The organism is Burkholderia gladioli, assembly GCF_000959725.1.
In the GTDB taxonomy this organism is placed as follows: Bacteria; Pseudomonadota; Gammaproteobacteria; order Burkholderiales; family Burkholderiaceae; genus Burkholderia; species Burkholderia gladioli.
This window is the reverse complement of record NZ_CP009322.1, coordinates 785288-799786: the sequence shown is the minus strand read 5'-3', so window position 1 is coordinate 799786 and position 14499 is coordinate 785288. Positions and strand designations below refer to the sequence as shown.

The following is a 14499-nucleotide window of genomic DNA, read 5'->3' as shown; positions in this document are numbered from 1 at the left end:
CAGGCCATCAAGATTCCTCAACGATTCATCAAGGACCCCGCCGCCGCGCCTCCGTGCCTTGAGAATGCCTTGAGAATCGTTGCAGCCGCATCCGGTTCCAAAGAAGAATCCGCTCCGTCCCTGCGACCCGGTGTCGACAAGGACCCTCGAACTCTTCCTCAGGAACGACTTGGCAACATGAAGAACACTCAGCCTGGACGCTCAGGCATCCATAGCAAGCTCTCCCCGGTGAACCGCAACGCCCGCCTGGCCATCGCCATGGCCAGCGCGCTCTGCTTCGCGAACGCCGCGTTCGCCGCGCCCGGCGCGCCCGCGCTGAAGGCCTGGGAGATCACCTCCAAGCCGCATGGCTTCGTGCAGATCGAGCTCGACAAGGCCGGCGCCGTGCCCTACAAGGAGCTGGTCAGGATCAACAAGGCGGTCGACGTGCCGCTGCCGTTCGACATCTACTACAACGGCACCGCCGTGAAGGCGCTGGCCGTGGTCGACGGCGTCGCCGACGAGGCTTCGGCGATCAGCATGACGGGCACCGGCGGCACGCAAAAGGGCAGCGTGGTCGCCCACGTCACGCGCCCCGGGAAAAAGCAGATGCAGGTGCGCGTGTTCGACGACAAGGGCGCCTTCACCGACAGCGCGCCGCTCGAGGTGATGGTGTTCGACACCACGCCGGATCTGGCCGACGACCTGCCGAACAACGCCGACAAGGCCAATCGCGCATTCCGCAACACCTCGGGCTCGGTGGTGGGCAGCTACTTCGCGACCTGGTCGATCTATGGCCGCAAGTTCAGCGTCGACCAGGTGCCGGTGGAGAACCTGACCCACATGCTGTACGGCTTCGTGCCGATCTGCGGCGGCGCCGGCATCAACGATTCGCTCGCGGCGATGGGCGGCACCTCCTACAACGCGCTGCAGTTGTCGTGCCGCGGCCTGCCCGACTTCAGCGTCGCGATCCACGACGGCTGGGGCGAGATCGGCGCGACCCTGCCGGGCCAGTCGGCCAGCTCGAAGCTCAAGGGCGTGCTTGGCCAGATGATGGCCGCCAAGAAGCGCAACCCCGAGCTGAAGATCCTGCCCTCGATCGGCGGCTGGACCCTGTCCGATCCCTTCCATCACCTGCACGACGCGAGCAAGCGCCGGGTGTTCGTCGACTCGGTCGAACAGTTCCTGCGCACCTGGAAGTTCTTCGACGGCGTCGACATCGACTGGGAATTCCCCGGCGGCAAGGGCGCGAATGCCTCGCTCGGCGATCCGCTCAAGGACGGCCCGCTCTACGTGACGCTGATGAAGGAGCTGCGCCAAATGCTCGACCGGCTGTCCCGCGACACCGGCAAGACCTACCAGCTGACCTCCGCGATCGGCTCCGGCGACGACAAGATCGCCGTGGTCGACTACCGGGAGGCGTCGAAGTACATGGACTACATCTTCGACATGAGCTACGACTTTTACGGCGCCTGGAGCATGAGCGACCTCGGCCACCAGACGGCGCTCAACGCCCCGGCCTGGCGCCCGGACACGGCCTACACCACGGCCAATTCGGTGAAGGCGCTGCTCGCCCAGGGCGTGAAGCCGGGCAAGATCGTGGTGGGCGCGGCCATGTACGGGCGAGGCTGGACCGGCGTGTCCGGTTACCAGGGCGACAACCCCTTCACCGGCACCGCGCGCGGCCCGGTCAAGGGCGATTGGGAAAACGGCATCCTCGACTACAAGAGCATCGCCGCGAAGATGGTCGGGCCCGGCGGCCACGGCATCAACGGCTACGAATACCATTACGACCAGACCGCCGAGGCACCCTATGTCTTCAACAAGGCGAACGGCGACCTGGTCAGCTTCGACGACACCCGCTCGGTGGCCGCCAAGGGCGAGTACGTGCGCAAGCTCGGGCTCGGCGGCCTGTTCTCCTGGGAGATCGATGCCGACAACGGCGACATCCTGAACGCGATGCACAGCGGCCTCGGCCACGAGGCCAGGGAGGGTTCGGCACCCAACCGGGCGCCGCTCGCGCGCACCGGCGGCGACCTCACGGTCGATCAGGCGCGGCGCGTCACGCTCGACGCCTCGAAGTCGAGCGACCCGGAAGGCGGCAAGCTGCGCTTCGCCTGGAAGCAGGCGAGCGGCCCTGCCCTGTCGATCGCGAACGCGGGCAGCGCGAAGGCGAGCGTCGAGATCCCGGCCGTCAAGACCGATACGCGCTTCGTGTTCGAGGTCACCGTCACCGACGCGGGCGGACTCGATGCCAAGGCGCGCACCAGCGTGCTCGCCAAGGCGAGCGCCTCGGGCGGCAACGGCGAACCGCAAGAACCGTCCCAGCCCGGCAAGAACCACCCGCCCGTCGCGCATCTGAGCGGCCCGGACACGGTGCAGGCCGGCGAGTCGATCAAGCTGTCGGCCGCCCGATCGAGCGATGCCGACGGCGACAAGCTCGGCTACCGCTGGCTCATGCCGGCCGGCTTCCCCGCCGCGAAGAATCAATCGACGCTTACCGTCGAGGCGCCCGAACTGGCGAGCGACACGCGCCTGAGCTTCACGGTGGAGGTCAGCGACGGCAAGCTGTCCTCGCGCGCGACGCACACGGTGCTGGTCAAGGCGCGGCAGCAGAAACCGGGCGGTGGCAATGGCGGCAGCAGCGGCAACGGCAATGGCGGCAACGCCGGCCAATATCCCGCCTACCAGCCAGGCACGCCCTACAAGGCCGGCGACATCGTGTCGAACGGCGGCAAGCTCTACCGATGCAAGCCGCATCCGGCCACCGGCTGGTGCGCCGGCGCGGCCTGGGCCTATGCGCCCGGCAGCGGCAGCGCCTGGCAACAGGCCTGGGACCTGCACGGCGACGCCGAACCGGGCAAGCCGGCGCAGCCCGGCGAAAACCACGCGCCGGTCGCGAAACTGAGCGGGCCGGACAGCACCCGGGCCGGGCAGGCCGTCACCTTGTCGGCCGCCGGATCGAGCGATGCGGACGGCGACCCGCTGAGCTTCAAGTGGAACGTGCCGGCCGGCATCCAGGCCAGCCAGGACGGCGCGACGCTGCGCTTCGATGCCCCCGAACTGCCGCGCGACACCAAGTTCGACTTCTCGGTGAGCGCCAGCGACGGCAAGCTCTCGTCGAGCGCCCGTCACACCGTGCTGGTCAAGGGCAAGCAGGCAGGCGGCGGCGAAGGCGGCCAGTGCGCCGCGGCCTGGCAGGGCGGCAAGCCCTACACGGGCGGCAGCCGGGTCCAGCACCAGGGCCGTCTCTACGAGGCGCGCTGGTGGACCAGCAACGAACCGGGCAGCCCCGACACCACCGGCCCCGACTTCAGCGGCAAGGTATGGAAGGACCTGGGCGAATGCGGCAAGTAAGGCCCGCATCGCGCTGATCCGGACCGAGTCCTCCGGTCGCCGCAACACCACCGCTGCCACCCGGGCGATCCGGACGGCAGCGGTTTTTCCATCCGCGCCGAGATGAACCTCGGCCGCGCCAGCGGGGCGCCATGGCTCGGACACGTCCTAGACGATTCCGGGAGATTTAGGACAGGTCCAATGCTTTCGGCCTTGCCGTCTTCGTACATTGACGAGACCTCGCCCTGTCCATTCCCCCACATCCATGGCCCCGTCCTCTCTCGACGTCGTCCTCGCGGACCACCAGCCCACCATGCTCGCCGGCCTCGCCACCGTGCTGCGCGAGATCGACGGATTGCGCATCGCGGGGAGCGCGCAAAGCCCGCCCGACCTGATGGACGTGCTGTCGCGCGTTCCCTGCCGGCTGCTCGTCACCGACTACTCGCTGCCGGATGCGCACTCGAGCGACGGCTTGTCGATGCTGGCGCGCATTCGCAACCGCCACGCCGGGTTGCGCATCGTCGTCTTCACCTCGCAGATCAACGCCCGCTTCGTCGATCAGATGCGCAGGATCGGCATACCGGCGATCGTCAGCAAGTCAGACAGCCTGGATCACCTGGTGGCGGCGATCCAGGCCGTGCTTGCCGGCGGCAACTACCATTCGCCCGGTATCCCGATCGCCCAGGCCGAGGACATGAGGCGCGGCCACGGCGTGACGAAGTCCGAACTGGAGGTGCTGCATCTCTACCTGTCCGGCCTGTCGATCACCGAGATCGCGACCCGCCGTAATCGGAGCAAGCAGACCGTCAGTGCACAAAGGCTGCGCGGCATGCGCAAGCTCGGCATCGAGCGAAATGCCGATCTGTTCAGGATGCTTCACGAGGACTGCGACAGCCTGCTCGGCTCGCTGCACGGCTCCATGCCGCAAAAAAAACAATATTCGACAGGCACTACCGCATCGACCCTAATTCAAGTATCTGACTCGTCTTCTTGCAAGGGAGGTGTCTAGAAAAAATAATCTCTTTCGCCTCGGGCACGCCTTACACCAAAACCTGCAAACTCAACCGATCTCCGTATTCAACATCGTGATAAGAATCAAAAAAATCTCGTCAGCAATCCTCTGCTACAGCCTCATGCAATCGGCGGCGATGGCCGGCACCTCGGCCACGCTCACGGTAACGGGACGGATCTCACCGCCCTCGTGCAGCATTTCCCTCGAGAACAACGGCCGCCTCGATTTCGGATCGACATCCTTCAACAGCCTGAATATCGATGGCACGCAACTCGCGCCGAAGACGGTGGCCTTGAACATCGTCTGCGAGGCCCCGACGCGCGTCGGCCTGGCGGTGGTCGATTCCCGCTCGGCCTCGAAGATCGCCCAGGCCGATGTCGCCAGCTCGCGTTGGGCCAGCGCGCTCGGCGACGACTGGATCTTCGGCCTCGGCACCACGGGACCGAATGACCAGGTACGAATCGGCGGCATGATGATCGGCTTCCAGGACGGTACCGTCCGACTCGACGAAGCCAATGCCAAGGTCATGGCCAGCACCAATCGCTCGTCCTGGTCGAGCGACGCGAAAAGCCAGTATCTCTCGCCCAAATCGACCACCTCCTGGTCCAGGAGCGGCGCCGACACGCCCCTGGCGGCCAAGCTCGTCAACGGCACGCTGGTCGTCACGCCGACCATCGCGCGCACCGTGTCCTTGCCGAGCGCCGACACCATCGAACTCGACGGCAGCGTCACGCTCGACCTCGTCTATCTCTGAAGAGGCACTTCATGCATTGGAACTGGAATCCGCGGCAAGCGGCCCGCACCATCGTGCTGGGCGCGTCCTTGTCGATCTGCCCGATCGCCGGTTGGGCCGCTGGCGATCCGCCGGGCACCGGCAGCGCGATCCTGACGATGACGGGCCGGATAACGCCACCGGCCTGCAGCCTCGATTTCTCGAATCATGGCAACGTCAACTTCGATCGAGCCTATAGTTCGCTCGACGCGGATGGCACGAAACTCGAGGCGAAGTCGATCGACCTGGCGATCCAGTGCGCGATGCCAACCCGGCTCGGCATCACGCTGAAGGACATGCGAGCGGCGTCGAGGATCGCGACCGGCGAGGTCAGCCACCTCGCATGGGGCGACCATTCGGTCGCCAACCTGAGCGACACATATACGGCGTTCGGCCTCGGCACGGTATCCGGTACCGACGGGCAAGCCGTCAAGATCGGTGCCTTCATGATCAACGTCGGCAAGGTCACGGTCGACGGCGGTAGCGGAGCGGCGGCCACGACGGATCAAAACTCCTGGCTCACCTACCGCTATCTCGGTTGGGGGACCTGGCTCCTCCATGACGTCTACGCCAAGGGCCTGTATACGTTCTGGAAAGGCTCGTACCCGCCCGACGGCCAGACCCCGCGAGGTATCACCACCGCCAGCATGACGCTCGACATCGTGCCGACCATCGCAAGGAAGGCCTCGCTGCCGATCCGGGATGAAATCCTGCTCGACGGCATGGTGAATTTCGAATTGCGCTACCTCTAGCCGCATCGGGCGCGCGACAGCTCTCGCGCGCCCATCCGCCGGGTCTTCCCCTCGCCAGGTGTGCACCCCGGGCAAGCTCCCGGCTCCCGACCCCATCCCACTGACATCCCGCCGCGCGTACTCCCTGTCGCGCGACGATTCCGGCCGACTCGCCGCATGAAGACTATGCCCCCCACGATACGATCTCGCGCCGCTCGCGGCCTCCTCGCCCTGCTCTGCCTGGCTTGCGCCGGCGCCCGGGCCGGCGGCCCGCTGCCGGAAACCTCGGTGGTCCTGCTCAGCGAGGCCGAGGAAGGCGGCAGCATCAAGGTCACCAACACCGATCCCACGCCCATGCTGCTGACGACCACCATCCAGAACCTGGCCGAGGACGACGACAACTTCGTGGTCGCCACGCCGCCGATCGCACGCGTAGAACCCGGCAAGACGCAACTGATCCGGTTCATGCTGACCAACACGCGCTCGCTCGGCAACGAACGCATGAAACGCGTGATTTTCGAGGGCATTCCGGAAACGGCGCGCGAGGCGCAGACCGTGCGCATGACGGTGCGCCAGAACCTGCCCCTGCTGGTGCTGCCGAAGGATCTGCAGAGAACGCGCGCGCCCTGGACCAGGCTGACCCTGCAACTCGATCGCGACACGGTTCGGCTGAGCAATCCGAGCCGCTACGTGGTCCGTCTCGACCAGCAGGTCCGGATTCTGCCGAGCGCCACCGCCGCGGTCCTGGCGAAACCGTACATCCTGCCCGGCGAGACCGTGTCGATCCCCCTGCCGGCTCACGTGGCGGCGGACTCGGTCGACGGCATCCGGCTCTTTCCGGCCACCGTCTATGGCTACATGAGCGATAGCTACGTCCTCGAGCGACGCTGATTCACCGCCGTGGTTTCGCCAAGCATCCAGCCTCATGCCGGCCCGTGCCTCGCCGGTGTTTGCAGCACACGCAGGTGCCCATCCTCGCCATCCCACGCTGCACGGAAAACCACGGCAGGCCGCAAATGCCTGCTGCGTCATTCGTCATCGGCTGCGCTCGCGCTCGCCGGCATGACGGCATGGCTTCCCGCCGACGCGGAACCCACGCGTTTCGATCCCGAGGTATTGCGCTCGCGCGGCATCGATCCATCGATCGCCGCGCATTTCAGCACCGCCTCCCGGTTCCTTCCGGGCCGCAACCTGGTCGAACTCAGCGTCAACGGCAGCGCCGTGGGCCGCTATTCGGCGCATTTCGACGCCGAGGGGCGGATCTGCCTGAGCGCGTCGCTGCTGCGCTTTGCGGGATTGAGGCCGGTGCCGTCGTCCGGCAAGACCGCGAACCCTGCCTCGCCGCCTCGCGCCGATCGGCTCGCGCAGCCGGTTGCCCTGGATTGCCGCGCATTTCTCGACGCCTTTCCGACCACCGCCGTCCATCTGCTGCCCGGGCAACAGGCGGTCGAACTGGTGACGCCGCCCGAGGCCGTCGCGGCACGCGCGGCGCCGTCCCCCGTCTACACCACCGGCGGCGCGGCCGCGATACTCAACTACAACGTGCTGGCCGGCTCCAGCCGATCGATGGGCGGCACCAGCCGGTTCCTGCAGGGTTCGATCGAGTCGGGTTTCAACTACCAGGGATGGGTCGTGCGCAGCCAGGATGCCTTCTCGATGCGCGACGGCAGCCGGCAATGGAGCCACGTGCAGGCCTACGGCCAGCGCAGTTTCACCGGATATCGCACGGCACTCCAGATTGGCCAGCCCATGGCGCAGGGCGACATCACGGGTAGCGCGCCGATCACGGGCGTCCAGATCGCGCCGGAGCAAGCGCTGCTGCCTCGCGGCAACGGCAGCCCGGTGATCCAGGGCATCGCCCATTCGCAGGCCCGCGTGGAAGTGCGCCAGGGCGGCATCCTGATCCACTCCACCGTGGTACCGCCGGGCCCTTTCTCCTTTTCCGAGCTGCCCTTGCTGTCGACCAGCCGCGACGTGACGGTCAAGGTCATCGAGGCCGACGGTCGGCGGCACGGTTTCTCGATTCCGGCCGCCGCCGTGCAACAGTTGAATATCGGGCCGCCGGCCGGCTTCAGCATGTCGCTCGGCAAGCTCCGGAATCTTGGCGGCGAAGGGCCCGCGCCATGGCTTGCCAGCGTGGCCCACGGCATCGCCCTGGGCAGCCGGATCAACCTGAACCACGGCGTGACGCTCGCGAGCGGCTATCGCGCACTCGGCATTCGCCTCGACGCGCAGCCCGCCGGCTGGCTGGGCACCAGCGCGCAGCTGGTCGGCGCCGATAATCCGCGCAGGCATGCCCGCGGCGTGAAGGCCACCTTGCTGGGATCGGCCCGGCTGGCCGCCGGCTTCTCGATGGACGTCTCCGAGACGCGTCAGTCGCGCGGATATTCGGACCTGCTCGACATGCCGCGACCTGCCTTGCCAAGCTCGCCCGGTCACGCGATCGCGCCAGGGCTCGACCGCGACCGGCCCGAAGTCCGGCGCACCATCGGCTTGTCGTGGTCCGGCGCCGCGCTGGGCAACTTCAACCTCAGCTATGACGGCACACGCTTCTTCCACGGTCTCACCTCGCGGCGCTTGTTCGTCTCCTGGGGCAAGCGCCTGGGCCTCGTCAATCTGTCCATATCGGCCGAGCGTGCACTCGGTGCGCGTCGAGGCGGGCACGATGGCGACAATCTGTACGTCAGCGCCTCCTTCACGCTCGGCCGCCATGACACGGCGATCTACGGAACCCGCTCAGGCACGCAACGCGGCGTCGGGGTCCGCACCGGCGCGGCGCTCGGCGAGCACGCGAGCTACTCGCTCTCGGCCGAGCGGGACAACCCGGGCACCGCGCCCTCGGCCAGCGCCAACCTGAATCTCACACCGCGTTATGCGCAGCTCGCGCTCGGGTCCGCCGTCGGCGCCGGCAGCAGCTCGTGGTCGGCACAGGCGAGCGGCGCCGCGGTGTGGCACGCCGATGGCTTGAGCTTCTCGCCCTATCCCGTGCGCGACACCTTCGGCATCGCCACTGTCGGCCGGGTCGCGGGTATCGCGCTGCACACACCGGCGGGCAAGGTCTGGACGGATGCATGGGGACGCGCGGTGATTCCCTCGTTGCCGGCCTACGGCGGCGCGCAGGTGGAAGTCATGGTCGCATCCCTGAAACGCAACATGGATCTCGCCAACGGCTATCGACGCATCCATGCCGCGCGCGGCGCGGTCGGCAAGCTGCAATTCGCGATTTCGACGGTACGGCGAGCGCTGCTGAACGTCACCGCGGAGGATGGCGCCGGCATCCCGCAAGGCTCGGCAATCGTCGACACGCAAGGTCGGCTGCTCACCCTGGCCGGGGCCGGCAGCATGGTTTTCCTGCCCGATCTCACGGAGCAGGCCCTGTTCGCCCGCCATCCGGACGGCGCGAGCTGCCGACTGGAATTCGCGATTCCTCATCAAGCCCCGGCCGACAGCGTCTACGAGCGCATCGACGCCGTATGCCGAACCGTGTCGCCGGCCCGCCCTCACACGCCATGAATCCATGACATTCCTGCTGCCCAAGCCCGGTATCGCTCTCGCCCTGATCGTATTCGAGGCCGCCTGCCTGGCCGCCGAGCCGGGCTTCGCCCGATCGTCCGAATCCCATGCCGCCGCGACGCACGCCCGCTGCGAGCTTCGTCTCTCCCGGCCGCACCTGGACTATCCACGCCGCGCCGCCGGGGAGCTCGTCCCGATCGCGCCCGGCATCGTCACCTTCGGCACCCAGGCAGGCTCGCTCTCGGCCGTCTGCGCCCAGCCCGCCAGGCTCGCGCTGCGCCTGCATGGCCAGGCCGGCCCGGCAGGACTGGCCGGTTTCGGCAAGGACGGCGCCCTGCGCGTGCGCCTCGGCGATCTCAGCCTGGACGGCAAACCCGCGTGGCTGGAGAGCGACGCGGCGCCGGGCACCATCGCGAACGAAGTCGCCTGGCTACCCGGCCAGACCTTGACGGTGAGGATGCCCGACGGCGTCATCCCCGGACGCAGCTTGTCCGGACGCCTGAGCATCGAGGCCGTGATGCCGCTCGCCGGCACCGTCGCGATCGACGAAATCCTCAGCCATGCGCAACTCGTCATCGAATTGCTCGGCGATTCACCATGACATGCGCCCCCTGGCTTCCCGCGCATCGGACTCCGAGCCCCCGCGACAGTCACCATGAAGATCCGCCTGATCCTCGCCGACGACCATCCCACGGTCCTGTCCGGCATGCGGCATGAAATCGGCCGGGCCCCGACGCTCGAGATCGTCGGCCTCGCCGCCAGTGCCGGCAAGCTGATCGCCCTGCTGGACGCCACCGTCTGCGACGTGCTGATCACCGACTACATGATGCCGGGCGGCGGCTTCCCGGACGGTTTCCCCTTGCTGCTGCACCTGCGGCGCAACTGGCCGGACCTGAAGATCGTGGTGTTCACCACGGTCGACAATCCGGGCATGCTGCGCGAGATCGTCGGCATCGACGTGCAGTCGGTGCTGAGCAAGCTCGACGACGCCGACCACCTGATCTCGGCGGCGCATTCGGTCTATGCCGGTGCCAGGTATTACTCGCCGAGCGTGAGGGGCGCCCTGCGCGGGCAGCGCATCGCCGACACGCTGAGTTCGCGCGAATTCGAGGTGATCCGGCTTTACGTGGCCGGGCACACGATCGGGGAAATCGCGCTGCAGTTGAACCGCGCGAAGCAGACCGTCAGCGCGCAGAAGGTCAGCGCGATGAAGAAGCTCGGCATCGAGCGCGACGCCGAGCTGTTCCATTACGCCTTCGAGATCGGCTTGTCGCCGCCCGGCACGAACCGTTGGAGCAGCCTCGATTGAGCGGGCGGAAAATTCCTCGATCATGCCTGCCGACGGCCGCCTCGGAAACGCGAAATCCCCCTAGAATGCAGCGAGGTTTCCGCTTTCCCTTTTCATCTCGACAGGAGTCCATATCTTGGAACCCACCTCCACCTCGGCGCTGGAACGGCGCCTGGCCATCATCGAAGACAAGCTCGCGATCTACGAGCTGATCGCCTCCCATCCGCTGAGCGCCGACACCGGCCACGGCCCCTTCTTCCCGCATGTCTACACCGAGGATGCCGTGTTCGATCGCGGCACGGCCGCGCCGGGCGCGGTGGGCCGCGACGCGCTGGTCGCGCTGGTGGAGAGCGAGGCGCACAAGCAGGCGCTCGACGGCGGCCTGGCGCATTTCGGCAACCTGCCGCGCATCGAGCTGGACGGCGACACGGCCTTCGTGACCTCCTACCTGATGCTGGTGCGATTCGATCGCGACAGCCCGGAGACGGAGCTGCCCAATCACGGGCTCTCGCGCGGCCACCGGATCTTCCGCGTGCTGGCGAACCGCTGGACCGTGGTGCGCACCGCCGAGGGATGGCGCGTCAAGACGCGCAAGCTGTTCCCGATGGACGGCAGCGCGCCGGCGCGCGGACTGCTGCACGAGGCGCTGCCGGAGTGAAAGACGACCGGCGCCGTCCCGCTGTACGGAGGAAGGCGCCGGTGCGACGGTCGCGCGGCCCGGCGCATGCACACGCAACGATCGCCTCGCCCCGACCCGTCCCACCACACGCACGAGGTGCGTGCTCCCTCAAGCCGCCCGGCGCCGCGCCTGCTTCACTTGCAGCCAGACCGCGGAAATCAGGAAGTAGACCGCGCCCACCCCCGCATAACCCGCGATCTTGACGATCGCCGGCACTGCCATGGTATGGCTCTGCACGATGAACAAGGTACCCGCCAGGGCCGACTGGGCGCCGCTCAGGACCATCGCCCATTGCGCGCCGAAGACCCGCCAGCGGCGAATCGCGGTACCCAGTTGCATCAGGCCGGAAAGAATCGCCCACACGCCGAACACCGTCAGCACCGCCGACAGGCCCGAGCCGAGCGCCAGCAGCACCGCGACGGTGGTGATCACGCTGACTACCACGTTGCTGGCCTGGGTGGGATTGCCGCGCATGCCGCCGCCGCTGCGCGAGAGGTCGACGAAGTTGGCCAGCGCATCCCAGGCCGGGTAGATGACCAGCAGGATCGCCGCCGCGGCCGGGCTCTGGCGGCCGACCGCGAAGGCCAGCGCCACCCAGATCACCGAGAACAGCGCACGGGAAAAATAGTAGCGTTTGAGCCAGTGCTCCTGCTGGATGCTGCTGGAATCGAGACGAGTTTGGGACATACGTGCTCCTTGGCAAAGCCGGTTCGCGAGCCGGATGACCCGCATGCTTGCCAGTATCGCCAGCGCCGCGCCGCCGAAACATCGGTCGATTGACCGATGTTTCGGCACCCGGCAGCGGTTCGCCGCCTGAACCCGCGCGCATGCTCGCGCTGCGCCATTTCGCGGCGGAACGCAAATGTCCGATATCATCGGCAATCCGGTCGCGCCCGCTCGCTGGCAGCGTGCCGGCCCCTTTGCCATCCCGATCATTTTTCATGTCCGACCCGATATTCGACCCCGACGCCGGCCACGCCGCGCTGCGCATCTTCGATTCCGTGCGGGCGCTGGCCTTCATCGGCGACCTGAGCATGGGACAGCCGACCGATCACTCGCTGCGCACCGCCTGGCTGGCGGCGCGGCTCGCGCACGCCGCCGGCCTGACGGCCTCGGTCGGCGACACGGTTCGCGAGGTGTCGCTGCTGCGCTGGTCAGGCTGCACGGCGAACGCGGCGGGCTTCGCCGAAGTGTTCGGCGACGACATCGCGATCCGCAGCGACATGCTCGAAAGCCGGCCGGAAGCCACCGAGGCGATCGTCCGGGCCGGTGCCGGCGCCGCCTTGATGCCGCTGGCGCAGATCCATTGCGAGGTGTCGGGCGAGGTCGCCCGCATCCTGGGCCTGTCGACGCAGACCGAGACGGCGCTGCGTTCCATCTTCGAAACCTGGGACGGCAGCGGCGTGCCTGGGCAACTGGCGCGCGAGGACGTGCCGATCGCCGTGCTGGTGGTGGCGCTGGCCGGCGACCTGGAGGTGCTCAGCCGCGCCCACGGCATCGAGGCGGCGCTGGCCCTGGTCGCGCAACGCGCCGGGAAACGCTATCCCGCCCATCTGGTCGAGACCGCCGCGCGGCACGCCGAGCTATGGCTCGCCGAGCTGGGAAGCGCCGCGCCGGCCGACTTGGAGCTCACGCTTGCCACCGCCGACATGCAGCGAACCGGCTCGGCGGAGCTGATCGCCGACGTGATCGACCTGAAACTGCCATGGATGACGGGCTTCTCGCGCGCGGTCGCGGCCACCGCCGCCGAATGCCACGCGCGCCTGGCCGGCGACACCGCGGCGCGCGCGCTGGTCTACCGGGCCGGCCTGATCCACGGCATCGGCCGCGCCGCCGTGCCCAACGAGATATGGAACCTGCCCCGCGCCCTGCCCGCCAGCGCCTGGGAAAAAGTTCGGCTGGTGCCCTATTGGACGGAGCGCGCCGGCCGGCAGACCGGCAGCCTGCGCGAGGCCGCCGCGCTGGCCTCGCAGGCCTACGAACGACAGGATGGATCGGGCTATTTCCGCGGCTTGCACGGCGCGGCGCTGAGCCTGGAAGCGCGTGTGCTGGCAGCCTCGCTGGCCTGGGTCGCCCTGCGTTCGCCGCGCCCGTGGCGCGCCGCGCTCGACGACGACGAGGCCGCGCGCTGCCTGCGCGAGGAGGTCGAACGTGGCCGCCTGTGCGGCGAAGCGGTGGGCGCGCTGGTGGCGCAAGGCGCGCCGGTGGCGCGGCGCACGGCCCGGCGCGGCACGGCCGGCCCGCACCTGTCGGCGCGCGAGACCGAGGTGCTGCGCGTGATCTCGCGCGGCGCCAGCAACAAGGAAGCCGCGCAGGAACTGACCATGAGCCCGAGCACGGTGCGCACCCACGTCGAGAACGTGTTCCGCAAGCTCGATTGCTCGACGCGCGCGGCGGCCACGCTCAAGGCCTCGTCGCTGGGCCTGATCTAGCGGCACGATGCGAAGGCGCCTGGCGGGCCGGCTCAGGCCGACGGCCCGGCCAGCACGATGTCCGGCACGCCGCCGGCCTGCACCATGATGTAGACGAGCGGCTCGTCGGTGTCGTTCCTGACGTGGTGGACCACGCCGGGATCGACCGAATGGAAGCCGCGCACCTCCGTGCGCTCGACGCGGCCGTCGATCCGGTACTCCACCGTCAGTACCCCGCGCACCACCACGAACTGGTCGCTGACATGCGTGTGGTGATGCCATTGCGTCTCGCCGCCCGGCTGGATGGTGGTCTGCAACACCGTGCAGCCGTCCTCGCGCAGCAGGCTGCGGTACTGCACCTTCGGGTTGGCCAGCGCGATATCCTTGTCGTCCATCTCGTTCTCCTGTCTGTCTCGATCCTGCCCGTGCCGCGCCGTTCCGGCCGCGACTCACGAAGTACCGGCACGCCGGCGCCGCAAGCCGTCCACCGCCCACCACCAGCCGGCGATCAGGAAATAGATCGCGCCCACCGCCTCGCTCGACAGCAGCACGCCGGCCAGCACCGAACGCGCGCCGCCCGCCAGCGCGTTCCACGGCGGCTCGGCGCGCCTGCCGCGACGAGCCGCGCGAGCCAGCTGCAACAGCCCGGACAACACGGCCCAGGCGCCCAGGGCGCGAGGCAGCCAGCTGCCGGCCGCGATGATGATCAGGTGACGAACCGACATGGCATGGCTCCTTCCCGCATTTGATCCTGCCGACGATCATGGCAGCGCCCGGA

At 68.2% G+C, this 14499-nt stretch carries 13 protein-coding genes; 10 read left to right on the top strand and 3 right to left on the bottom strand.

The genetic code is table 11. The annotated features are described in order from the left end of the window. The first annotated feature begins 177 nt into the window (after nucleotides 1-177). From BM43_RS42555 to BM43_RS04210, 9 genes are all read left to right on the top strand, one after another. Nucleotides 178-3336 (top strand): glycosyl hydrolase family 18 protein, encoded by a 3159-nt coding sequence (locus tag BM43_RS42555; protein WP_052409231.1) that lies wholly within the window; start codon nucleotides 178-180, stop codon nucleotides 3334-3336. Between the two features lie 244 nt (nucleotides 3337-3580). Beyond that, nucleotides 3581-4324, top strand: a complete 744-nt coding sequence (locus BM43_RS04245) for a response regulator (RefSeq protein WP_080742180.1) — start codon at nucleotides 3581-3583, stop codon at nucleotides 4322-4324. Between the two features lie 139 nt (nucleotides 4325-4463). Beyond that, a complete protein-coding gene (locus BM43_RS04240) occupies nucleotides 4464-5081 on the top strand; it encodes a DUF1120 domain-containing protein (protein WP_157693233.1) in 618 nt (205 codons plus the stop codon). An 11-nt stretch (nucleotides 5082-5092) separates the two neighbouring features. After that, nucleotides 5093-5851 carry a DUF1120 domain-containing protein gene (locus BM43_RS04235; RefSeq protein WP_036056728.1) on the top strand — a complete coding sequence of 253 codons (759 nt, stop codon included), beginning with the start codon at nucleotides 5093-5095 and terminating at the stop codon, nucleotides 5849-5851. Between the two features lie 156 nt (nucleotides 5852-6007). Next, complete coding sequence (locus BM43_RS04230; protein WP_063769160.1) at nucleotides 6008-6721, top strand: fimbria/pilus chaperone family protein; 714 nt, start codon at nucleotides 6008-6010, stop codon at nucleotides 6719-6721. Between the two features lie 171 nt (nucleotides 6722-6892). Beyond that, on the top strand, nucleotides 6893-9343 hold the full coding sequence (locus BM43_RS04225; protein ID WP_036056729.1) for a fimbria/pilus outer membrane usher protein: 2451 nt from the start codon (nucleotides 6893-6895) through the stop codon (nucleotides 9341-9343). A 4-nt stretch (nucleotides 9344-9347) separates the two neighbouring features. Further along, entirely contained in the window at nucleotides 9348-9944 is a 597-nt protein-coding gene (locus BM43_RS04220) for a DUF1120 domain-containing protein (RefSeq protein ID WP_036056730.1), read from the top strand. A 54-nt stretch (nucleotides 9945-9998) separates the two neighbouring features. Continuing rightward, on the top strand, nucleotides 9999-10652 hold the full coding sequence (locus BM43_RS04215) for a response regulator (protein ID WP_036056731.1): 654 nt from the start codon (nucleotides 9999-10001) through the stop codon (nucleotides 10650-10652). A 115-nt stretch (nucleotides 10653-10767) separates the two neighbouring features. After that, nucleotides 10768-11289 (top strand): nuclear transport factor 2 family protein, encoded by a 522-nt coding sequence (locus tag BM43_RS04210; RefSeq protein ID WP_036056732.1) that lies wholly within the window; start codon nucleotides 10768-10770, stop codon nucleotides 11287-11289. A 129-nt stretch (nucleotides 11290-11418) separates the two neighbouring features. Here BM43_RS04210 and BM43_RS04205 read toward each other — a convergent pair whose 3' ends face one another. Then, entirely contained in the window at nucleotides 11419-11997 is a 579-nt protein-coding gene (locus BM43_RS04205; protein WP_036056733.1) for a DUF308 domain-containing protein, read from the bottom strand. Between the two features lie 254 nt (nucleotides 11998-12251). On the opposite strand from BM43_RS04205, the gene BM43_RS04200 reads away from it, so the two are divergent. After that, entirely contained in the window at nucleotides 12252-13742 is a 1491-nt protein-coding gene (locus BM43_RS04200) for an HD domain-containing phosphohydrolase (protein ID WP_036056734.1), read from the top strand. Nucleotides 13743-13774: 32 nt separating this feature from the next. Here BM43_RS04200 and BM43_RS04195 read toward each other — a convergent pair whose 3' ends face one another. Further along, nucleotides 13775-14116, bottom strand: a complete 342-nt coding sequence (locus tag BM43_RS04195) for a cupin domain-containing protein (RefSeq protein ID WP_025100081.1) — start codon at nucleotides 14114-14116, stop codon at nucleotides 13775-13777. A 54-nt stretch (nucleotides 14117-14170) separates the two neighbouring features. After that, nucleotides 14171-14446: a DUF308 domain-containing protein gene (locus BM43_RS04190; RefSeq protein WP_036056735.1), complete on the bottom strand. Its 276-nt coding sequence runs from the start codon at nucleotides 14444-14446 to the stop codon at nucleotides 14171-14173. Nucleotides 14447-14499: the final 53 nt, after the last annotated feature.